15 protein-coding genes are annotated in these 21,862 nt (G+C 64.0%); 8 read left to right on the forward strand and 7 right to left on the reverse strand.

The window, feature by feature from the left end; all coding sequences use genetic code 11:
* Positions 1-46: 46 nt before the first annotated feature.
* Positions 47-1,135, forward strand: a complete 1,089-nt coding sequence (locus tag KY465_RS07235; RefSeq protein WP_219201011.1) for a zinc ABC transporter substrate-binding protein — start codon at positions 47-49, stop codon at positions 1,133-1,135.
* A gap of 2 nt (positions 1,136-1,137) precedes the next feature.
* Here KY465_RS07235 and KY465_RS07240 read toward each other — a convergent pair whose 3' ends face one another.
* The 3 genes from KY465_RS07240 to KY465_RS07250 all read right to left on the reverse strand — a co-directional run bounded on the left by KY465_RS07240 (position 1,138) and on the right by KY465_RS07250 (position 7,930).
* Positions 1,138-2,031 (reverse strand): transglutaminase family protein, encoded by an 894-nt coding sequence (locus tag KY465_RS07240; protein ID WP_219201012.1) that lies wholly within the window; start codon positions 2,029-2,031, stop codon positions 1,138-1,140.
* A 102-nt stretch (positions 2,032-2,133) separates the two neighbouring features.
* Entirely contained in the window at positions 2,134-4,545 is a 2,412-nt protein-coding gene (locus KY465_RS07245) for a circularly permuted type 2 ATP-grasp protein (RefSeq protein WP_219201013.1), read from the reverse strand.
* Between the two features lies 1 nt (position 4,546).
* Complete coding sequence (locus KY465_RS07250) at positions 4,547-7,930, reverse strand: transglutaminase family protein (protein ID WP_219201014.1); 3,384 nt, start codon at positions 7,928-7,930, stop codon at positions 4,547-4,549.
* A gap of 223 nt (positions 7,931-8,153) precedes the next feature.
* Between KY465_RS07250 and KY465_RS07255 the strand changes: the two genes are divergently transcribed.
* Positions 8,154-8,573, forward strand: a complete 420-nt coding sequence (locus KY465_RS07255) for a PilZ domain-containing protein (protein ID WP_219201015.1) — start codon at positions 8,154-8,156, stop codon at positions 8,571-8,573.
* Between the two features lie 64 nt (positions 8,574-8,637).
* On the opposite strand, the gene KY465_RS07260 is transcribed toward KY465_RS07255, so the two are convergent.
* Together KY465_RS07260 and KY465_RS07265 are read right to left on the reverse strand one after the other, a co-directional pair.
* On the reverse strand, positions 8,638-9,105 hold the full coding sequence (locus KY465_RS07260; RefSeq protein ID WP_219201016.1) for a chemotaxis protein CheW: 468 nt from the start codon (positions 9,103-9,105) through the stop codon (positions 8,638-8,640).
* 67 nt (positions 9,106-9,172) lie between these two features.
* Positions 9,173-9,400 (reverse strand): hypothetical protein, encoded by a 228-nt coding sequence (locus KY465_RS07265; RefSeq protein WP_219201017.1) that lies wholly within the window; start codon positions 9,398-9,400, stop codon positions 9,173-9,175.
* Between the two features lie 2 nt (positions 9,401-9,402).
* On the opposite strand from KY465_RS07265, the gene KY465_RS07270 reads away from it, so the two are divergent.
* Positions 9,403-10,644 carry an efflux RND transporter periplasmic adaptor subunit gene (locus KY465_RS07270; protein WP_219201018.1) on the forward strand — a complete coding sequence of 414 codons (1,242 nt, stop codon included), beginning with the start codon at positions 9,403-9,405 and terminating at the stop codon, positions 10,642-10,644.
* Positions 10,644-13,832 (forward strand): efflux RND transporter permease subunit, encoded by a 3,189-nt coding sequence (locus tag KY465_RS07275; protein WP_219201717.1) that lies wholly within the window; start codon positions 10,644-10,646, stop codon positions 13,830-13,832. Before KY465_RS07270 ends, KY465_RS07275 begins: the two co-directional genes overlap by 1 nt.
* A gap of 2 nt (positions 13,833-13,834) precedes the next feature.
* Here the strand turns inward: KY465_RS07275 and KY465_RS07280 are convergent, their stop codons facing one another.
* On the reverse strand, positions 13,835-15,298 hold the full coding sequence (locus KY465_RS07280) for an MFS transporter (protein ID WP_219201019.1): 1,464 nt from the start codon (positions 15,296-15,298) through the stop codon (positions 13,835-13,837).
* Positions 15,299-15,394: 96 nt separating this feature from the next.
* Between KY465_RS07280 and KY465_RS07285 the strand changes: the two genes are divergently transcribed.
* A complete protein-coding gene (locus tag KY465_RS07285) occupies positions 15,395-16,312 on the forward strand; it encodes a LysR family transcriptional regulator (protein ID WP_219201020.1) in 918 nt (305 codons plus the stop codon).
* Positions 16,313-16,697: 385 nt separating this feature from the next.
* Positions 16,698-18,161 (forward strand): protein adenylyltransferase SelO, encoded by a 1,464-nt coding sequence (locus tag KY465_RS07290; protein ID WP_346432609.1) that lies wholly within the window; start codon positions 16,698-16,700, stop codon positions 18,159-18,161.
* A 51-nt stretch (positions 18,162-18,212) separates the two neighbouring features.
* Here KY465_RS07290 and KY465_RS07295 read toward each other — a convergent pair whose 3' ends face one another.
* On the reverse strand, positions 18,213-18,947 hold the full coding sequence (locus tag KY465_RS07295) for a helix-turn-helix transcriptional regulator (protein ID WP_219201021.1): 735 nt from the start codon (positions 18,945-18,947) through the stop codon (positions 18,213-18,215).
* Positions 18,948-19,245: 298 nt separating this feature from the next.
* On the opposite strand from KY465_RS07295, the gene KY465_RS07300 reads away from it, so the two are divergent.
* Together KY465_RS07300 and KY465_RS07305 are read left to right on the forward strand one after the other, a co-directional pair.
* Positions 19,246-20,874, forward strand: coding sequence for a long-chain-fatty-acid--CoA ligase (locus KY465_RS07300; RefSeq protein WP_219201022.1), 1,629 nt, complete (start codon positions 19,246-19,248; stop codon positions 20,872-20,874).
* A 60-nt stretch (positions 20,875-20,934) separates the two neighbouring features.
* Complete coding sequence (locus KY465_RS07305; RefSeq protein ID WP_219201023.1) at positions 20,935-21,840, forward strand: 2-dehydro-3-deoxygalactonokinase; 906 nt, start codon at positions 20,935-20,937, stop codon at positions 21,838-21,840.
* Positions 21,841-21,862: the final 22 nt, after the last annotated feature.

Consider the following 21,862-nt stretch of genomic DNA (forward strand, 5'->3'; position numbering starts at 1 on the left):
ATGACGTGGCAATGTAATATTATAACATGACACCTGGAGCCTGCCGATGCGTCACTCGATCCGATCTTCCTCCACCCCGGTGCACAAGAACCTGTTGGCTGCATCCGCCGCAGCGCTTGTCTTGCTTTCGGCTGTTTTCGCCGGTGGTTCAGCTCTCGCTGCGCCGCGCGTCGTGGCGACCATCAAGCCGCTGCATTCGCTGGTTGCGGCGGTGATGGATGGTGTTGCGGTCCCCGACCTGTTGATAGACGGGGGCGGCTCACCGCATGGATACCAGTTGAAGCCATCGCAGGCGGCGGCGCTGCAGGATGCCGATCTGGTCGTCTGGATCGGCCCCGAACTGGAAGGCTTCATGGTCAAGGCGCTGGGCACCATTGCCACCAATGCCGAGGCCCTAGCCATGCGCGACGTCGAGGGCGTCATTCTGCGCGCACCGCGCGCGGGCGGTGCATTCGAGCAGCATAGGGATGCCCATGACGACGCGACCGGTCATACGGATGATGATCACGGCAGTGACGATGACGATCATCGGTATGCCACATCCCATGCTGAAGAGCATGCGGGGCACGAAGGCGATGAAGATGACGGGCACGCTCATGACGATGACCATGCCGATGCCATCGACCCGCATCTCTGGCTTGATCCTGAAAACGGGCGCGAGCTGCTCGAGGCCGTGGCGGTGGCGCTTGCCAAGCTCGATCCGGACAATCGTGCGACCTACCAGGCCAATGCGGAGACGCAGAGCGAACGCCTTGCCGAAATCAGCGCCGACATCGGATCGAAACTGCGGCCCCTTGAGGGTCAGCCCTACATCGTCTTTCACGATGCGTATCATTATTTCGAAGCGCGATTCGGGCTGACTACAGCCGGGGCGATCACGATCAATCCGGAGCTGAAGCCCGGCGCCGAACGGATCGCCGAAATTCGCGATCTCATCCAGCGTTCGGATACAGTCTGCGTCTTTTCCGAGCCGCAATTTGCTCCTGGGGTCATCGAGCTCGTCACCGAGGGGACCGGTGCACGCCGCGGCGTCATTGATCCGCTCGGCGCCACGCTGTCTCCCGGCCCGGAAATGTATGGCGCCCTGCTCGAGGACATGGCCGCGACAATGGAGACATGCCTGTCCGACAGCTAGGTTTAAAAACGCGTTGCCGCATCAACGGCGATCACGTCGACCGCGTGGGTCGATTGCTGCTCGCCGGTGGTGCGGACGGCGCCGCGGATCGGAGCGACATCGGCATAATCGCGCCCGCGGGCGATGAAGATGTGCTCGGCATCGACCTGCACCGCGTTGGTTGGATCATAGTCGATCCAGCCAGCCGCGGCTCCGCACCAGGCTGACACCCAGGCATGCATGGCGTCGGCGCCTTCCAGACGGGGCTGGCCGGGCGGCGGCTGGGTGCGCAGGACACCGCTGACATAGCCGGCGGGGATGCCAAGGCTGCGCAGGGCGATGATCATGATATGGGTAAAATCCTGACACACGCCATGGCGGGCGCGAAAAGCTTCGGCGGCCGGGGTATCGACGGTCGTCGCCTCGGGATCGAACCGCATATCGCGGTGCAAGGCGCGCCCGAGGGCAAAGACCGCTTCGGCGCAATTGCCGGCCCCTCGTGTGACCTCAAGGGCATAGGCGGCGATTTCTGCCACCTCCGGGGTGCGCGGCGTCGGCGCGATGAAGTGCAGCGGTGAAGCTGGTCCGAGATCACGGCAGGCGGAAAGCTCGCGCGGCAGATCCTCAAGGGCGGCGGAAAGATCGATGGCCGACGCCGGTCCGGTGACTTCAACGCGCGCCGAGACCTTGAACAAGAGATCCTCCAGCGGCGCATCAAAGGCAACCGAGCTGTAGGCATTGCCAAAGAAATCGATGGCATCGCCGCGATGCGCGGGGGGCGGCGTGATGGTCAGGCCGGCGGCGATCAGGCGCTGATGTCCGGGCCGGGCGGCCGGCATGAGGCGCAACATCTGGCGCACGCCGACGGCGATGTGCGGATAGTGATGCGAGATGATCAGGCGGACATCGTAAAGCATGAAGACGGTTTGAAGCGCGGCATGTCCGACAGCGTTGACCACGGGCAAGGCGATGGTGGTGTTCAGGCCGGTGCGCTTGCTGCTCCTTTGTCTTCGGGGGCTTCAGATCTGGTGAAAATAAGTGGCTTCGATCTGTTCCGACAAGGCCGTGATCTGGTCAGCAACGACCGACAGGGCGGAAGGATCGAGACTGTCCGTGGTGTGGACGGCAAGATCGGTCGACAGGCGCAAGGCAGTGCGGGCCAGGGGTGAGAGCTGGCGGTTTTCGGCGGCACCCGGCAAGAGGCTGATCTGTTCGCGGATCTCTTCGGCGTGAAACGCCACCGAGCGCGGGTTGAGCGGGTCGAGGGCGATCAGGTCGACCAGCGATGCGCGGCTGGTATGCACGGAATAGCGGCGGCGGTGGGTCATGACGCTGTCGGCAACCTCGATGCACAGCTCATAGGCTTCGGGCGTTGTCGGTCCGGCCAGATCGAGCAGCAGGCGTGTCGTTGCCAGCGCCCGCTCGACCGACCGGCCGAGTGTGAGGAACCGCCAGCCGGAAAAACGGTACATGTTTTCATGCACCAGGCCGGTAAAGCCGGCGATCTTGCGCAGCAGCACGCCAAGCGCCAGCGCCGCGTCGTCGCCCGGCTGGACGACACCGCGCATCTTCTTGACGGTGTTTTGCAGATCGGCGAGCGCCGACCAGGCGTCGACGGAGAACCGGTCGCGCAGCCGCCCGGCGCTGCCGGTGGCGGCAGAGAGCATTTCGACCAGAGCATCGGGAATCCCCTTCCCCGTGCCCAGGTCGCGGGCGGCAAAGATCGTCTCGAGAAGGGTCAGGACATTCGCCGTGCCGTCGGGCATTTCATCAAGGCGACCATGATAGGCACGCAACAGACGCATGGTCCCCTCGGCACGCTCGATATAGCGGCCGAGCCAGAAAAGATTGTCGGCAGCGCGCCCCGGCAGCAGACCCGCGGATGGCCGATAGGGGCGTATCGGCGGGCTTTCAGTGACCGCCTCGGAGACCGACGCCTGTCCGGAAGCCACCCAGACATCGGCCACGGAGCCGCCGCGCCGCAGCGACACGGCCGAGGGATCAGCGCCAGCAGCAATGCGCGCATAGCCGCCGGGCATGGCCTGCCAGCCATCTTCAGTGCGGGCGAGAAAGACGCGCAGCGTCATGGCCCGCGGTTGCAGTCTGCCATCCGCCCATACCGGGGTCGTCGACAGGCGCACGACCTCCTGGCCGACCAGATCCGCACCGGAACTTTCAAGCCACTCGGCGAGCGGCTGATCGGCGGCACTGCGGTTCTCGCCGCCCAGGCTGATGCGGGGATCCGGCTCCAGCGTCATGTGCGCAGCGTTGGCCGGGCCGATCATCAACGAGGCCGCATTCTGGCTCACGTGATCGCGCTCGGCTTTCGAGCCGCACCACCAGGTGGCCACATTCGGCATGGCGAGCGGCGCGCCGAGCAGGATCTCGCTGAGACGCGGCAGAAAGGCGAGGAAGGCGCGCGCCTCCAGAACACCGGCGCCAAGGGAATTGACCATTGAAAGCTGGCCATTGCGCAGGGCGGCAACGAGGCCCGGCGTGCCGATCTGCGAGGCTTCCTCAAGCTCCTGCGGATCGGCCCAGTTGGCGTCCATGCGGCGCCACAGCACGCCAATCGGCTGCAGCCCGGAGATGGTGCGCACCATCAATTCGCCGTTGGAAACGGTGAGATCCTCGCCCTCGAGAAGCGGCAGGCCGAGATAGCGGGCGATGTAGGCATGCTCGAAATAGCCATCGTTCATCGGACCGGGCGTCAAGATGCCGGCGCGGTTGGCGCCGCTCAGCGCGTTCAGACTGTCGCGGAAGGCCTTGAAAAATTCCGCGATGCGCTGCACGCGGGCACTGCGGTAAAAGCCGGCGAAACTGTGCAGCGAGGCCATGCGGTTTTCCAGGGCATAGCCCGCCCCGGAGGGCGCCTGGGTGCGGTCGCCGAGCACCCACCAGCGGCCATCGCGACGGCGGCCGATGTCGAATGCGATGAAATGCAGGTGATGACCGGACGCCGGACGCACGCCGACCAGCGGACGCAGCCATTCCGGATTGGCGGCGATCAGCCGCGCCGGCAGGTGGCCCTCGCGGGTCAGCCGGTTCTCCCCGTACAGATCGGCGAGCACCGCTTCGAGAAGGTCGGCGCGTTGCTTGAGCGCGCTTTCGATGCCGCTCCACTCACTGGCCGAAAGCAGAACCGGTATCGGGTCCAGCGGCCAGTCGCGCTCGTCCTGGCCCGTGCCACCATATTGACGGTAGAACACGCCGGCCTCGCGCAGATAGCTGGCGCCGCGCGCAAATTGGGCCTCGAGTGCTTCGGGGCTGTGTCGCGCCAGATGGCTGATCAGATCGCGCCAGACGGGACGCATCTGCCCGTCGGCATCGAGCAGCTCATCCGGCAGGCCGTCAAGCGGCGTATAGTCGGCGAGCAGGCCCGCCGATGCGTCGGCGTTTGCCGGATGAAGAATATTTTCGCTCCAGGTCATCTCAAAGCATCGGCGGACGCCGCAGATCGAGCGTCATCGGAAATTCCGGATGGGCGGTTTCAACCGGCGGCGTGTAGGCTCCAGGCTGGTGGCCATGCGGTTCGAAACGCGCCAGCCGGCGGGCTTCCGCCTCGTTGTTGTTGACCGGAAACGTCTCGTAGCTGCGGCCGCCAGGATGGGCGACATGATATACGCAGCCGCCGATGGCGCGGCCCGACCAATTATCGTAGATATCGAAGGTCAGCGGGGCATGAACCGGGACCTTCGGGTGCAGGGCCATGGCCGGCTTCCACGCCTTGTAGCGCACCCCGGCGACGGCTACGCCGTTGGTCGCGGTTCTTGCCAGCGGCACGCGGCGCCCATTGCACGCCACGGAATAGCGTTCCGGGTCTGCGGTGGACAGGCGCACCTGCAGGCGCTCTGTGGAGCTGTCGGTGTAGCGCACCGTGCCGCCTATGGCACCGGTTTCACCGAGCACATGCCAGGGTTCTAGCGCCTGACGCAGTTCGAGCGCCACATCATCGAGCTCGACGGCGCCGCAAAAGGGAAAGCGGAATTCGGCCTGGGCTTCATACCAGTCGGGCCGCAGGCTGAAGCCGTTGAGCTCGAGATCTTCGAGCACATCGCGAAAATCCTCCCACAGGAAGTGCGGCAGCATGAAGCGGTCGTTGAGTGTGGTGCCCCAGCGCGTGAACTTGCCGCGCACCGGATTGTCCCACATGCGCGCGATGATGGCGCGCAGCAGCACCTGCTGTGCCAGGCTCATGCGCGCGTCCGGCGGCATCTCGAAGCCGCGGAACTCGACGAGACCGAGCCGGCCGGTCGGGCCGTCCGGTGAATAGAGCTTGTCGATGCAGATCTCGGCGCGATGGGTGTTGCCGGTGACATCGACGAGAAGGTTGCGCAACAGCCGGTCGACCAGCCAGGGCGACGGCGGCGGGCCATCGCCGGGTCGCGGTATCTGGCTGAGCGCGATCTCCAATTCGTACAGGCTGTCATGGCGGCCTTCATCGACACGCGGCGCCTGGCTGGTCGGGCCGATGAACATGCCGGAGAACAGATAGGACAGGCTCGGATGGCGTTGCCAATGCAGGATCAGGCTGGCGAGGAGATCGGGGCGGCGCAGGAAGGGGCTGTCGAGCGGCGTCGCGCCGCCAACAACCACGTGATTGCCGCCGCCGGTCCCGGTATGGCGGCCATCGATCATGAACTTGTCGGCACCGAGGCGGCACTGGCGGGCGTCCTCATAAACGCCCTCGGTGATCGCGACGCACTCTTCCCAGGAGGCGGCAGGATGGATGTTGACCTCGATCACGCCGGGATCCGGGGCAACACGAATGACATTCATGCGCGGATCGTGCGGCGGGGCATAACCTTCGATATGCAGCGGCAGATCAAGTTCGACGGCGGCCTGTTCGGCGGCGGCGATCAGTTCGAGATAGTCCTCAAGCTTGACCACCGGCGGCATGAAGACACACAGCCGGCCGTCGCGCGGCTCGACCGAGATGGCGGTGCGCACGGTGCCTTCCAGTTCACTCACTTCTTGCTCGACCCGCTCCTGCCCGGCCGGGGTGGCGGTGAAATGCGCGGCGGCCTGGGGGCGCTCGCGCCGGTCTGCGGCCGGTTCGCTCGCTTCGGAAGACCCTTCCAGGCCCGGCTGGCGCAGCGTCTCAGGATCGGGAAGCGTGCCGCGCGGTTCGGTCGGATCCTGCGGATTGATGAAGGGATAGTCGTTTTCCTCGACATGCGGCAAGGAGCCGAGCGGCAGGCGGTAGCCGACGGGACTGTCACCGGGGACGAGGAAAATGTGGTCGCGCCGCAGTTTCCATTTCTCCGACTGCCAGCGCGGCCCGGTGCTTTTCGCCTGCCAGCGCTGAACCGGCAGGACATATCCCGACGGCTTGCCCAATCCGCGGGCGAAGACGCTGATCATGCGATGGCGTTCCTCGGCATCGTCAATCTTCGGATTTTGCGGCGTCACATTGTCCGGCAACTCGCCTTCCTTGAGGATCCAGAGGGCGGGATCCTCGAAGGCCGGCTGCACGTTCTCGGTCTCGACGCCGAGACGGGCCGCGATGTTGACAAGCAGAGCCTCGGCATTGGCCGGGGTCGCGGCAGCATGTTCGCTGCCCTCCTCGGCGATCAGGGCGGGGTCCGACCAGATCGGCTTGCCATCGCGCCGCCAATAGAGCGAGAAGGTCCAGCGCGGCAGCGTTTCGCCCGGATACCACTTGCCCTGGCCGTAATGCAGAAACCCGCCCGGCGCGAAACGGTCGCGCAGGCGGCGTATCAGCTTGTCAGCCAGTTGCCGCTTTTGCGGACCGACCGCGGCGGTGTTCCATTCTTCGCTCTCAAAATCGTCGATCGACACGAAGGTCGGTTCGCCGCCCATGGTCAGCCGCACATCGCCAGCCTTCAGTTGCGCATCGACCTTGCGGCCGAGCGCATTGAGATCGGTCCAGGCATCGTCGCTGAACGGCCGGGTGATGCGCGGATGCTCGGCAATGCGCTCGACCTGCATGTCGAAGTCGAATTCGATCGCCGGCTCGCCAACCGCCGTGTAGCCCCCGGAGATGGGGGCGGCATTGCGATAATGCGGCGTTGCGGCCAGCGGGATGTGGCTTTCGCCGGTGAGCAGTCCGGAGGTCGGGTCGAGCCCGATCCAGCCGGCGCCAGGAAGATAGACCTCGCACCAGGCATGCAGGTCGGTGAAATCGTGATCCGTGCCGGAAGGACCGTCGAGCGCCTCGAGGTCAGGCTTGAGCTGGATGAGATATCCGGACACGAAACGGGCGGCCAGGCCAAGATTGCGCAGCACCTGGACGAGCAGCCAGCTGGTGTCGCGGCACGAGCCGGTTCCCGCCGTGAAAGTCTCTTCCGGCGTCTGTACGCCCGGCTCCATGCGGATCACATAGCCAATCTCGCTGGCCAGCCGGGCATTGAGGCCAACGACGAAATCGACGCTGCGCTGCGGGGCGCGCGATACGCTCTCGAGGAAGCTTTGCAATTGCGGGCCGACCGGTTCCGGCGTGCGGTAGATCGACAGATCGGCAAGAATGTCGTCGGCATAGGTGAATGGCCAGGTCTCACCGCTGTCCTCAACGAAGAAGTCGAACGGATTGTAGACGGTCATGTCGGCGACAAGATCGACCTCGATCTTCAACTCGCGCACCGGGTCGGGAAATACGAAGCGCGACTGCCAGTTGCCATAGGGGTCTTGCTGGTGATTGACGAAGTGCGTGTCGGGGAACACCTTCAAGGAATGGGAAATCACGCGCGTTCGACTGTGCGGCGCCGGGCGCAGACGAATGATCTGCGGACCGAGATTGACGGGCCGGTCGTATTGATAATGGGTGCGGTGATAAATGCTTGCAAGAATGGCCATGGAGGCTTCCGGTTGAGGTTCACGCGCAGGGGCCCGATATCGGACCGCCCGGACGGGTCTGTTCGCAGAGTGCGATCGCCGGAATCAGGATGCAACGGCGAAGCGGCGGGTGTCCACCGACATTTGCCCTTGCCGCGGAACACAAGTGAACGGTTTTTTAAGAGTTTGCGCTTGTCCATAGAGCATGGCCAATCGGGGTGGGCAAAAAGTTTATCGCGAGAGTATGGCGCCGTTGCGGCGGCATGCGCTGACCCAACTCGGTGATGGACTCGAGCGGCGGCAGTTTTTTCGCCGCGACGCCATCTGCCCGGTGCTGCTGTTCCTGGTCAGCCAGGACCGGCGCCAGAAACATGTGGTGGCGGCGCGACTGGTCAATCTTTCGGAAGGCGGGTGCATGGTCGCCGATGATGCATTCCCCTGGCGCGATGATGACCTTTCGGCGGCACGGCTCGCCGAGCGCAGCTTTCCGCGGCTTGGCGAAACCATCATCATGCGCGTGCCGTGGATCGACATGTCGTTTTCAGGCAGCATTCGGCGGCAGGGCAACTATACACTGAATATCGAATTTACCGAGCTGGTGCCGACGCCGCTTGTCGAACGCATGAGCGCAATGGAGTCAGCGGCATCGGGCGCTTCGTCCTGAGGGCGACGGAAAAAGCCGGCACGGGGACCGCGCCGGCTTGAATGAACGAGATGTTGCTGCGAATTCAGGCGGCGATCTGACCGATCTCCTCGAGGACCGCACCGAGATCGAGATGCGAGATCATCGCATCCTCCTGGGAGATAATCGCCGAGGTCATGGTCTGCACAGCGCTGGCGCCGACCTCCGGAACCGTTTGCATCTGTGCCGGATCGACGGTGATCATGTCGGAAACATATTCGACAAGCAGCCCGACAAGCTGACCGTGCGTATCGGCGACGATGATCGCCGAGCGTTCCGTGGGCTCGATGGGCGGCAGGCCAAGGCGGATGGCCATGTCGATCACCGGAATGACGGTACCACGCAGGTTGATGACGCCGAGCACGTGGTTCGGCGAATGCGCCAGCGGCGTCACCGGCGCCCAGCCGCGGATCTCGCGCACCGACATGATATTGACGCTGAATACCTGATCGCCAAGATGAAACGAAATGATTTCCAGTCCGTCGCCCTTGGTCGAATTCTGATAAAAACTCATGATGTACCCCGGTACCGTTCGTGTGTTGCAGACGGCGCTGTTGGCACGGCCGCCATCGGAATCCGCTTCATGCATCGGGCGGAAATGCCCGTTCCCTGCCGCATTGAACATCAAGGAGGTTAACAATGGTGTAAGTCGCAACAGGGCCTGCCGCGCTGGCAACTGGCTGCACATTGCAAATAATTAATTTGTGAATCCTGCCCTTTGCGCTGCACAATACGGGAAGAAAAATCAGCCTGACATCGCCGGCGCCGGCCGGCATCGTCTTCATCGAGCGGATATCCGCCAGGATCATTTATGTCCTTGTTGAAACAGCTTCTGGCGAGCATCGCCGTTCTCCTCGTCGCGGTCCTTGGCTGGATCATGCTCGATCCGCAGGCTGCGAGCCTTCTCGGCAAGGCCGGCGTGCCGGTGCCGGCAATGCTCGCTGCAGCTCCGGAAGCAAGCGAAGGCGATGCAAGGGCGGGCGCGGGACCGGGACGGCGCCGCGGCGGCGGCGCGGCGCTGGTGGTCACGGCACCAGTCACGGAAGCCACGATCAACGACCGGTTTTCGGCGATCGGCACCGGTGCGCCGGCGCGCACCGTCTCGGTGCAGCCACAGGTGGCCGGGCAGATTGCCGCCATCGAGGTGAGCTCGGGCAGCCGCGTTGCGGCCGGGGATGTCCTGGTGCGTCTTGACTCCACCGAAGAAGAAATTGCCCGTGACCAGGCGCAGCTGGCGCTGACCACCGCAGAGGAAAAACTCGAGCGGACCGAAAACCTGCTGCGCCAGAAGACCATCAGTTCGGTGGAGGCGGGAAATGCACGCAGCGAGGCGCAGAATGCCCGGCTGGTGCTGCGCCAGGCTGAACTCGATCTGGCGCGCCGGACGATCCACGCGCCGATCGACGGCACGATCGGCATCCTGAATGTCAGCCGGGGCGATTTCGTCACCAACCAGACGGTGATTTCGACGATCGATGACCGGGACCGGATCATTGTCGACTTCTATGTGCCGGAGCGGCTTGTCGCGTCCATCGCCATCGGTGCGCCAGTCGAAGCGCAGTCGATTGCCCGTCCGGGCGAGGTGTTTGACGGAACCGTCAGTGCCCTCGACAACCGCCTCGACGAGGCCAGCCGCACGCTGCGCGTGCGTGCCGAAATTGCCAATGACGAGGACCGGTTGCGGGCCGGGATGTCGTTCCAGGTGCGCATGCGCTTTGCCGGCGAGACCTATCCGGCGGTTGATCCCCTCGCCATCCAGTGGGGCGCGGATGGTGCCTATGTCTGGCGGGTCAAAGACGGCATTGCGGAAAAGGTCGCGGTCAGCATCATTCAGCGCAACGCCGAAGCGGTGCTGGTCGAGGCCGCGCTTGCTCCGGGCGAGGTCGTGGTCACCGAGGGTGTGCAAAGCGTGCGCGCCAACGGCCCGGTGCGGGAATTGTCACAGGACGGGGCGCAGGTTTCCCCCGGTGCCGGCCAGCGTCAGCCTTCCGCTGATGGTTCCGCGGATGGGCGCGATGGCGAACAGAACGGCGGACGACGGAGGGCCGGATGATGTCGGAGACTGTTCCTCCCGCGGCGGAGACGGCCAAGGCAAAGCCGGGTTCGGGCGGCCTCTTCGTAAGGCGCCCCGTGCTGGCGATCGTTGTCAGCCTGCTGATCGTGGTGGCCGGTCTCGCCGGTATCCTCGGCGGGGAAATCCGCGAGTTGCCGGATGTCGACCAACCGATCGTGTCGATCACAACGACCTATACCGGCGCCGCCCCGGAAACCATCGACCGGGAGGTGACCGCCATCGTCGAGGGCGCCGTGGCGCGCGTGTCGGGCGTCACCAATATTTCCTCCTCGTCGTCATTCGGCCGCAGCCGCGTGACGGTCGAACTGTCCGACAACACCGATCTGTCCGACGCCGCCGCGGATATCCGCGATGCGCTGGGCCAGGTACAGCGCAACATGCCCGACGGGGCCGACGAGCCACGCATCGTCAAGGCGGATGCCAATGCGGATCCGGTGATGCGTCTGGCCGTCACCTCCAACGAACTCTCGGTGCAGGACATGACCGTACTCGTCGAGGACGAGGTGGTCGACCGGCTGGCCTCCGTGCCCGGGGTCGCCGACGTGCAGGTATATGGCGACCGCGACAAGATATTTCGCGTCGATATCGATCCCATCCGCCTGGCGGCGCTCGGACTGACCGTCGGCAACATCAAGTCAACGCTCGACAATGTATCCTTCGACGTGCCGGCCGGGACATTGACGGCGGCGACGCAGGATATCGTCGTGCGGGCCACGGCGGATGTGTCGACGCCGGAGGATTTCGAGAGCCTGTACATCAACGACAGGGTTCGCCTTGGCGATGTGGCGGCGGTAACGCTTGGCGGTGATCCCGGCGATTCAACCTTGCGGGCGAATGGCCGTACCGGCATCGGGATGGGAATCATCCGGCAGGCCAAGTCAAACACACTGGAGATTTCGCAGGGCATCGAAGCGGCGGTGAGCGACCTGCGCGGCATCCTGCCCGAGACGGTCGATATCCGCGTGACGAGTGACGATGCGACATTCATCAGCGGCGCCATCGAAGAAGTGGTGTTCTCGCTGGGAATTGCCACCGGGGTGGTCATCCTCGTCATCTTCGTCTTTCTGCTCGACTGGCGCGCCACCCTGATTCCGGCGGTCACGCTGCCGGTGGCGCTGGTCGGCACTTTCGCGGCGATCTTCCTGATGGGCTTTTCCATCAACATCCTGACATTGCTGGCGCTGGTCCTGGCCACCGGAATGGTGGTCGATGATGCCATCGTCGTTTTGGAAAACATCGTGCGCAAACGCGATGAGGGGCTCGGAATCCGCGCCGCGGCGGTGGTCGGCACCGGCGAGGTCTTCTTCGCGGTGATCGCCACCACGGCGACGCTGGCAGCCGTGTTCGTGCCGCTGTCGTTCCTGCCCGGACAGGCGGGCAGCCTGTTCCAGGAGTTCGGCTTCGTGCTCGCCTTTGCCGTCTTGTTGTCGAGCGTGGTTGCCCTGACGCTGTGCCCGATGCTGGCCTCGCGGCTGATCAAGCCGAAACGACCGCCGGTCTCGTCGGCGCCGGCAGGGACCGACCCCGCCGCAATGAAGACCGCGGCGCCCGAGCGTCAGTCTCGCACCGGGCCGCTGGCGCGTTTCGGCAACCGGCTGAGCGCGCTCTATACGCGCCTGTTGCGACTGGCACTGGACCTGCCGCTGGTGGTGGCGCTGATTGCCGTGCTTGTCTGCGGTGCCGCCCTGGCCCTGCTGTCGAGCGTGGCGCAGGAGCTGACGCCGCGTGAGGACCGGGCCATCGCACTGATGCGCATTTCCGCGCCGCAGGGGGTGAGTCTCGATTTCACCTCGGCGCAGATGCGAGAACTGGAACGCCGTCTCGAGCCGCTCAGGGCTGGCGGTGAGGTGACGAACATGTTCTCGATGGCCGGGCGCGGGAGCAGCAATAGCGGCTTCATCGTGCTGACCCTGGCGCCGTGGGAGGACCGCGAGCGCTCGCAGGCGGAGATTGCCGGTGAGATCAACCGCATTGCGGCCGGCATTCCCGGCATTCGCGCCTTTGCCTTCCAGCCCAACAGCCTTGGCATCCGCGGTGCCGGCCAGGGGTTGCAGTTCGCCTTTGTCGGCAACAACTACCAGTCGCTGGGTGCGGCGGCGGCAGAGATGGTGACTGTCCTGGAAGACGATCCGCGCTTCGAGCAGGTGCGGCTGTCCTATGAGACAACACAGCCGCAACTGGCCGTGCAGATCGACCGCGAGCGGGCCAATGATCTCGGCATCGACATCAACGGGCTGGCGGAAGCCATGCAGGCGCTGCTTGACGGCAGCGAAGTCACGCAGGTCTTCATCAATGACCGCTCCTTCCCGGTGAAACTGATCTCGACCACCTCGCCGATCAACGATCCAACCGATCTCGAGAGCCTGTTTCTGAAAACCGGCGATGGCCGCATGGTGCCGATGTCGACAATTGCGACACTGACCGAAAAGGCCGTTTCGCCGTCCCTGAACCGCGAGGAGCAGTTGCGCGCGGTGTCGATCACCACGGCGCTGTCCGACGGGCTGGCGCTTGGCGATGCCTTTGCTGAAGTCGAACAGATGGCGGAGTCCCTGCTGCCGCCGGGCGCCCGGGTGATACCGCTGGCCGAGGCGGCGACCCTCGACCAGTCATCGCGCGACATGCTGGCGACCTTCGCGATTGCCATCGTCGTCGTGCTTCTGGTGCTGGCGGCGCAATTTGAAAGTTTCGTCTCGGCGCTGATCATCATGGCGACCGTGCCCCTCGGACTGGCCTGCGCGATCTTTGCAATTCTGCTGACCGGCGGCACGCTGAATGTCTACAGCCAGATCGGCCTGGTGCTGCTTGTCGGGGTAATGGCGAAAAACGGCATCCTGATCGTCGAATTTGCCAATCAGCTGCGCAATGAGGGACTGGGCGTGCGCCAGGCCATCGAGCAGGCCTCACTGATCCGGCTGCGGCCGGTGATGATGACGATGGTGTCGACCGTTCTCGGCGCTTTGCCGTTGGTCCTTGCCTTCGGCGCCGGGGCCGAAGCGCGTACCGCACTCGGCTGGGTGATTGTCGGCGGGCTGGGCCTTGCGACGCTGGCGACGCTGTTCGTCACGCCGGTCGCCTATCTGGCACTGGCGCGATTCTCACGGCCGACAGTCGAAGAAGAAGCCCGTTTGCGCCGGGAGCTGGCCGATGCGGGACAGCACCGCGCCTAGGCTCAGCGGATCGCCTGGTAGCGGTAGCGCACTCCGCCGGCGACAACGACTGCGAACACGGCGATGGAGTAAACCAGCGCGGCGCGCAGCGCCTCGATGAAGAGGGCCGGCGGCGCGGCGCTGGCCTGGCCGGCGAAATGCGCAAAGAAGATCTGCCCCATCACGGCAACGCCGAGTGCAGCCCCGGCCTGCTGAAACGCCTGCAGGCTGCCCGAGGCCGACCCGGCATCCTTTCCCTCGACATTGGCCAGCACGGTCTGGAACAGCGCCGGGATCGTCGTGCCGAGGCCAAGGCCGCCGATGAGCAGCGGCGGCAACAGCGTGATGGTGTTCAGTCCGCCGTCGATGGCACCGATGACATAGCGCAGATAGATCATGCCGATCACCTGCAGTGTCCCACCGATGATGACGCGGCGGCGCGGCCAGCGGCTGGCGAGGCGATTGGCCAGCAGCGAAGCCAGTAGAACGCCGACCGAGAAGGGAATCGTGGTCAGGCCCGACTGCAGCGGCGTCAGACCGAATCCAACCTGCAGAAAGATTGCGAGCACAAGAAACAGTCCCGGGATCGATGAGAACAGCAGCGTCGTCATGACGGCACCGGTCATGAATTGCGGATTGCGCAGCACGCTGGCGGGCATCAGTTGCGGCCGCCCGGCACCGGCACTGGCGATCTGCCAGCGGGCAAAGGCGTATGCCGAGGGCAGGCTGGCTGCCAGCATGGCGAAGATCCACAGCGGCCAGCCGAAATTGCGCCCCTCGACGAGCGGAAAGACGATGAGAACGACGGTCAGCATGGCGAGCATGATGCCGATGCCGTCGATCCCCACATCGCGGCGCCCGCGCCCCTTGGGCAGGTATCTCAAGGCCAGTCCCAGTGTAACAAGCCCGACGGGGATGTTGACGAGAAAGACCGGCCGCCACGTCAGATCGAAAATGTTCAGGCCGATCAGAACGCCGCCGAGCAGCGGTCCCGTCACCGTCGCCATGCCGGCGGTCAGGCCGAACATCGACAGGGCCGAGCCGCGCTCGCGCGGTGCAAAGATGATCTGGGCGATGGCCAGGGTCTGCGGCGTCATCATGGCGGCTGAAATACCCTGAAAAATACGCGCCACGACGAGCCATCCGATCGACGGCGCCAGACCACAGACGGCGGAAGCGATGGTGAAGCAGCTTACACCCGCCAGAAACATCGTGCGACGACCCAGCATGTCGCCAAGCCGTCCGAAGGGAAGCAGCCCGACGGCGTAAAACAGGATATAGGCGGCCGCCACCCATTCGATGGCCGTGTCGGAGGCGCCAAGATCCCGCTGCAGGCTGGGCAGGGCGACATTGACGATCGTGACATCGATCAGATTCATGAAATTGGCGGCGAGCATCACGTAAAGTGCAATCCAGCGCCCCGGATACGAAACTTCGGTGCCGGGATCGGAGCGCGGGCGGGATGCTGAGGCTGGCGGCTGGGACATCGGCTGATCCGATTGCAAGACCCCCGCGGGAATAGGCGGTTGCCTGGCCGGAGGCAAGCATGCTTGTGTTTCTGCCGGTCATGTCTATGAGGGAACATGGCTTTCGACTGGGATGACATCCGCGTGTTTCTGGCCGTGGCGCGCGCCGGGCAGATTCTGGCGGCGTCGCGGCGCCTGAAACTGAACCATGCCACCACGGCGCGGCGGATTTCGGCGCTCGAGAGCGCGCTTGACAGTCAGTTGCTGATCCGCCGCACCAATGGATGCGTGCTGACCGAGGCCGGCGAGGCGCTGCTGGCGCATGCGGAGCGGATGGAAGCGGAGATGCTGGCGGCGCAGGGCAGCCTGGGGCGCACCGACAGCACGATAGCCGGCACCGTGCGCATCGGCGCGCCGGACGGATTCGGCGTTTCCTTTCTTGCCAAGCGTCTGGGAGCCCTGACGGCGCGACATCCGGACCTCAAACTGCAACTGGTGCCGGTGCCGCGGTCCTTCTCTCTGCCGCAACGGGAAGCCGACATCGCCATCACCGTGGAACAGCCGGCAATGGGGCGACTGGTGTCACGAAAGCTCCTGGACTATTCGCTGTCGCTGTATGCCTCAAAGTCCTATCTGGAGGAAATGGGCCGTCCGAAGAGCGCCGACGATCTGCGCGCGCACCGGCTGATCAGCTATGTGGAAGATCTGATCTTCTCGCCCAGCCTGCATTTCACACGCGAGATCCTGCGCAACTGGTCGGCGCATTTCGAAATCTCCAGCGCCATAGGACAGGTCGAGGCCGTGCGCTCGGGCGCCGGCATTGCCGTATTGCATGACTTCATCGCGCCCGATCATCCGGAGCTCGAGCGGGTGTTGCCCGACTACCGCATCGAACGCAGCTATTACATGGTCTATCATGAGGCGGCGCGCGAGCTTGCGCGGCTGCGGACGGTCGCTGACTTCATCACCGAGGCCGCCGCGGCCGAGCGATTGCGATTTCTGCCGTCGGGACCGAAAGGTGGTTTGCAGAAATGAAAACACCCGCCCGGACAAGCCGGAGCGGGTGCTTCAGTTCGTCGCCCGAGCCAGTGAAGCGAGCCTGGAGGGAGAAGCCCGCATCGCTCAAAGGCGGCGTCTGCCGGGGGACCTTTGGGGGAGGAGGGAGAGTGCCCCCGGCGTTGAACTGGATATGGGAAACTTCCCTACGCGATGCAATAGGCAAGAGATATTTTTTGTGCCTGATACAGGGATAGCTTCTACCCCCCATCGCTGAAGGCGATCGGGCCGCCTTTACACCCACCACCCCTGCCCCATATGGCGGGGTAAAAGAGAGGCCAATTTGTCTGATCAATCCCCCCGAAGTGATGGGATACCAAACGCGCAAGATGCCGCCGCGGACGGGGCAAACAGTGCATCGGCGGTGACCACCGTGCGGCGCGGGGCGCGCGACGACCGATGCGCCACCTACCGTCCGGACGTTCGCCATACGCGGCTGGGCAATGCCTTTTACGATGTGGTCAAAGCGGCCGATTTCCCGCAGGCGCGGCTGCGGTTCCGCAATGATGACGCGGCAGCCCAGATCGGGCTTGACGGACTTGATGACGCAGCGTGGGTACAGCATTTCGCACGCTTTGAGCCCCTGCCCGACAATCTGCCGGAGCCTTTGGCGCTGCGCTATCACGGCCATCAGTTCCGGGTCTATAATCCGGATCTGGGCGACGGGCGCGGTTTTCTGTTCGCGCAGATGCGCGATGATCAGGGCCGGCTGATGGATCTTGGCACCAAGGGATCGGGGCGCACACCCTGGTCGCGCGGCGGCGATGGCCGGCTGACGCTGAAGGGCGGCGTGCGCGAAATTCTTGCCACCGAGATGCTGGAGGCGCTTGGCGTGACCACGTCGCGCACACTCAGCCTGGTCGAAACCGGCGAGGCGTTGCAGCGCGGCGATGAACCCTCCCCCACCCGCTCCAGCGTTCTGGTGCGGCTCAACCACAGCAATGTGCGCATCGGCACCTTCCAGCGGCTTTTGTACCAGGACAAGCATGAGGAAATGCAGCGGCTGGTCGATTACTGCATAGCCGAGTACTGGCCCGCCGCGGGCGGCGTCGACGGGTTTCTCGATGCCGTCACCGGGGCTGTTGCCCGGCTCGGGGCCGAGTGGTTCATGGCCGGCTTCGTGCATGGGGTCCTGAACACCGACAACATCACGATCACCGGCGAAAGCTTCGATTACGGACCATGGCGCTTTCTGCCGGTGCTCGATCCGCAGTTCACGGCCGCCTATTTCGATCACCAGGGCCTTTACGCCTTTGGCCGGCAGCCCGACACCTTGTTGTGGAATCTGGCGCGGCTGGCGGAATGCCTGGTGCCATTGTGCGACATCGAGGCGCTGCAAGCGGTGCTCGAGACCTATCCGGCGCGATTTGAAGCGGCCTTGGGCGAACGGTTCCTGTGGCGGCTCGGCTTACGCGCCAAAACGGCGGAGGATGGCTACCGCCTGGCCAGCCAGGTGTTCGGTGCGATGACCGAAAGCCGGCTTGCCTTCGCCCAGACGTTGCATGACCTGGCCGGCGGCGGCGGCGCCGGGCGGATTGCCGCCAGTCCGCAGGCCGCCGGGTATGATACGCCGCGGTGGCAGGAGGCGCTGGCCGCCCTGCGCCGGTGTGACCGCGCCGCGGGCGCCAGCGAGCCTGGATTGGAAGCGCTGGGGGCAGTGCCGCCGACCCTGTTGATCGACGAGGTGGAATCCCTATGGGCCGCGATCGTCAGGGACGACGACTGGCAGCCTCTGGCCGGCAAACTCGATGATGTGCAGCGCTATGGAGAGGCCTTGCGGCAGCTGGCCACCGGAGCGGGCGTGGAGACGCCGGCGGGATCCCGCTAGAACGTCGCCGCGCTCGCGCGGCGACCTGATGCAATTGCGTCCTGAATGCGATTAATCGATCCAGCCGTTGCGCAGGGCAAACGCCACCGTCTGGGTGCGGTTGACCGTCCCGCTCTTGCGGGTGGCATTGTTGAGATAGTGATTGACCGTGTGTTCCGACAGGCTGAGTATCTTGGCGATCTCGACGCTGGTCTTGCCAGCGGCTGTCCAGACCAGGCATTCCAGCTCGCGTTCGGTCAGGGGCGAGGCGATCGACTTCTCGGGTGCCGAAACCTGGGCGAGACGATCCTGAACCATCGACGCCAGCAAGCACAATTCAGCGAGTTTCGGAGTGCCGACGGGCCCACGGTCGCCCAGGAAGGAGATGATCGCGGCGCCCTGCCCGGGGGTAAAGACGGGAATCGCCAGCCAGCTCGAAATGTCGTACTCGCCAAGCACCTCGCGAATCTTGGCGAGATCGGGATCCTCCTCACCAGCGGCCGAGGTTCCGAAAACCCATTGCACGGGGGCACCGCTTTTTTGCGCCTTGGCAAGGACAGGATTCTTCGAAACCCGGTCATATTCGTCATGACGCATAACCAGATCAGACGGCGCTGAGGTGATGATCACCGAATCCGACAAACGCAGCCTGCCATCACGCGGCAAGGAGTTCACGGAAAAATACCGGTAGTTGTAGTGATCGGTGATTTCGCGAAGGGAGCGAAACACATCGAACTGCGAGGCGGACAGCTCGATTTGCTTGATCAGCCGTGCCGGCAAGCACGCTTCGATCGACCGATCATCCATACGATGTTCCGATAAGCACGACGATTCTCATGGAGAGCCCATTCTTTTTGTTGGTTTTCTTCCGCCGCATTCATTTTTTAGCATAAGTTTTTCCACAAGGCGACGTTGAACTGCATTTTTGTCGAATTCTTTTTTTGTTGTTGCAGACAGGACTCATTTTCTTGCCGATCAAGACGATGTTGTTCTGGAGTTCCAGCACACAACTGAAGCCTTCCGTTACGGCGCATTAGCTGTTGTGCGAACCCCGCCGATCACTAGAATGCGCGCCGGGAAACGCACGAAAACAGATGGAATCTAGATGCTTGGTTTGATGCAGGACTGGCCGTTGCTCGCGCATACGGTCATCGACCACGCCGCCCGTTCGCATGGGGATCGCGAAGTCATTTCACGCTCGGTCGAAGGACCGATTCACCGCACGACCTATCGGGAGGTGCGCCGCCGTTCGCTGCAGCTCGCCAAACGCCTGCAGGCGGATGGCGTTCAGATGGGCGATCGCGTCGCGACGATGGCCTGGAACACATGGCGCCACTTCGAGAGCTGGTACGGCATCATGGGGATCGGCGCCATCTATCATACGCTCAACCCCAGGCTGTTTCCCGAGCAGATTGCCTGGATCATGAATGATGCCGAGGACAGGCTGCTTTTCGTTGATCTGACCTTCGTGCCGTTGATGGAATCCATCGCGGCGAAGGTGCCGTCCTTGAAAAAAGTGGTCATCCTGACCGACGATGCCCACATGCCGGAGACCAGTCTGCCGGGCGCCGTCTCCTACGAGACCTATCTCGGTGAGGCCGACGACGACTTCGAATGGCTGAAGTTCGATGAAAACACGGCCGCCGGCATGTGCTACACGTCCGGCACGACGGGTGATCCCAAGGGTGTGCTCTACTCGCACCGTTCGAACGTGCTGCACGGCCTGACCACGGTCCAGCCGGACATGCTCAATGTCAGGGCGAGTGACCGGCTGATGCCGGTGGTGCCGCTGTTTCATGCCAATGGCTGGTCGACGGCCTTCGCGGTGCCGCTGGTCGGCGCGACGATGGTGTTCCCCGGCCCCGCGATGGACGGAAAATCGATCTACGAACTTCTGACCAGCGAGCGGGTGACGATCACGGCCGCCGTCCCGACGGTGTGGCTGATGCTCTTGCAGCATATGGAAGCAAATGGCGGCAGTCTCCCCGACCTCAGTCACGTGGTGATTGGCGGATCGGCATGTCCGCCAGCGATGATCCGCACATTCCAGGAGAAGTACGACGTCAATGTGATGCACGCCTGGGGCATGACGGAAATGAGCCCGGTCGGAACCGTCTGCTCGCTGAAGCCGGAATATGCCGAGCTTGAAGGCGATGCGCGGATTGCCGTGCAAAGCAAACAGGGACACGCGCCCTACATGGTGGAGATCAAGATCACCGATGACGACAATGAGGAGATGCCATGGGATGGCAAGACCTTCGGTCGTCTGAAAGTGAGGGGGCCGACGATCGCCCGCGCCTATTACAAGGAGCGCGGCGCCGATCAGTTTGACGATGATGGCTGGTTCGATACTGGCGATGTGGCGCATATGGATCGCTATGGCTACATGCAGATCACCGATCGATCGAAGGATGTCATCAAGTCGGGCGGGGAGTGGATTTCCTCAATCGACATCGAGAATCTGGCGGTCGGGCATCCGGACGTCGCCGAGGCGGCGGTGATTGGTATCGCGCACCCGAAATGGTCCGAGCGTCCGCTTCTGATCGTTGTGCGCAAGGAGGGCACAACGCCCACCAAGGAGGATGTGCTCGGCTTTCTCGATGGCAAGATTGCCAAGTGGTGGACACCTGACGATGTGGTGTTTGTCGAGGAAATCCCGCACACCGCGACCGGCAAAATTCAGAAGGTCGCGCTGCGCGAACAATTCGCCGATTATGCCTTTCCGACCGCGTAATCGAAGCGTAGCGGCGGCGCCGGGTGTCTTCACGCCGCGCCGCCGGTTCCTGAGCCCTTGATGGGTCCGGCAGCAAGCGTCGCGGCTGTCGCACTGGAGCGTTGGCGCCAGCGGATATGGGTGCTGAGCCGGGATGGCACCATCCTGGCTGAAATGGTCAGCGATCCGCCGGATGACCTGGATGCTCTGAATTTACGACTGGCGCAGATGCACGTGCCAGCGGATCTGCCGGCGATCATCTGCGGCGAGGCCGGCGGTTCACAGCATCTGCCTGACGCCGGCTATCAGGACCTTCCGTTAACGCTCGCCGCGCTTGCAGCGGCGCATCTTGAGGTGCGTGCGGGGGACCGGCAAATCCTGCTTCTTCCCGGCGTTGCCCGGCACAGCGACGACGAGCCGGATCTTCTCGATGGGCAGGCGACGGCCCTGCTCGGTGCGGCGCTGGAAGGCGGCGGCGAGCTGTACTGTCTGCCCGGATCGCCTTGCGCCTGGGCCACGGTTTCCGGCGCCAGCCTCATGCAATTTCGCAGCTATGCCACGCAGGATCTGGTGCATGGACTTGCCTCCCACAGGAGGCTGCAGGGCGCCGGTGCCTCGACGCAACCCGAAGCCATCGCCGCGCCGGAGGCGGCCCGCGCGCCGGCGTTTCTGACGGGTGTTCGCGACGGCTTTCTCGCCCCCGAACGTCTTACCCACCTGATCCAGGGGATCTCGGCGGCGTCCCGGCTTTATAAACGGACTCCTGTCGACAACGATCACCGGCTGGCCGGTTTGCTGATCGGTGCCGAGATCGCGGCCGCCGAGGGCGGCGCGCAACAGGTGACGCTGGTGGCGAGCGGTGATGCCGCGCAACTTTACGAGGCAGCGCTCTCGGCCTGCGGCAGCAAGGTGCGGCTGATCGACGAAGATCTCGCCATGCAACGTGGCTTGCTTGAATGCTGGCTGACAATCGACGCGGATCGGTGAGCGAGAGCGCCGGATGGCGGTC

The organism is Neohoeflea coraliihabitans (assembly GCF_019334345.1).
Classification (GTDB): Bacteria; Pseudomonadota; Alphaproteobacteria; order Rhizobiales; family Rhizobiaceae; genus Pseudohoeflea; species Pseudohoeflea coraliihabitans.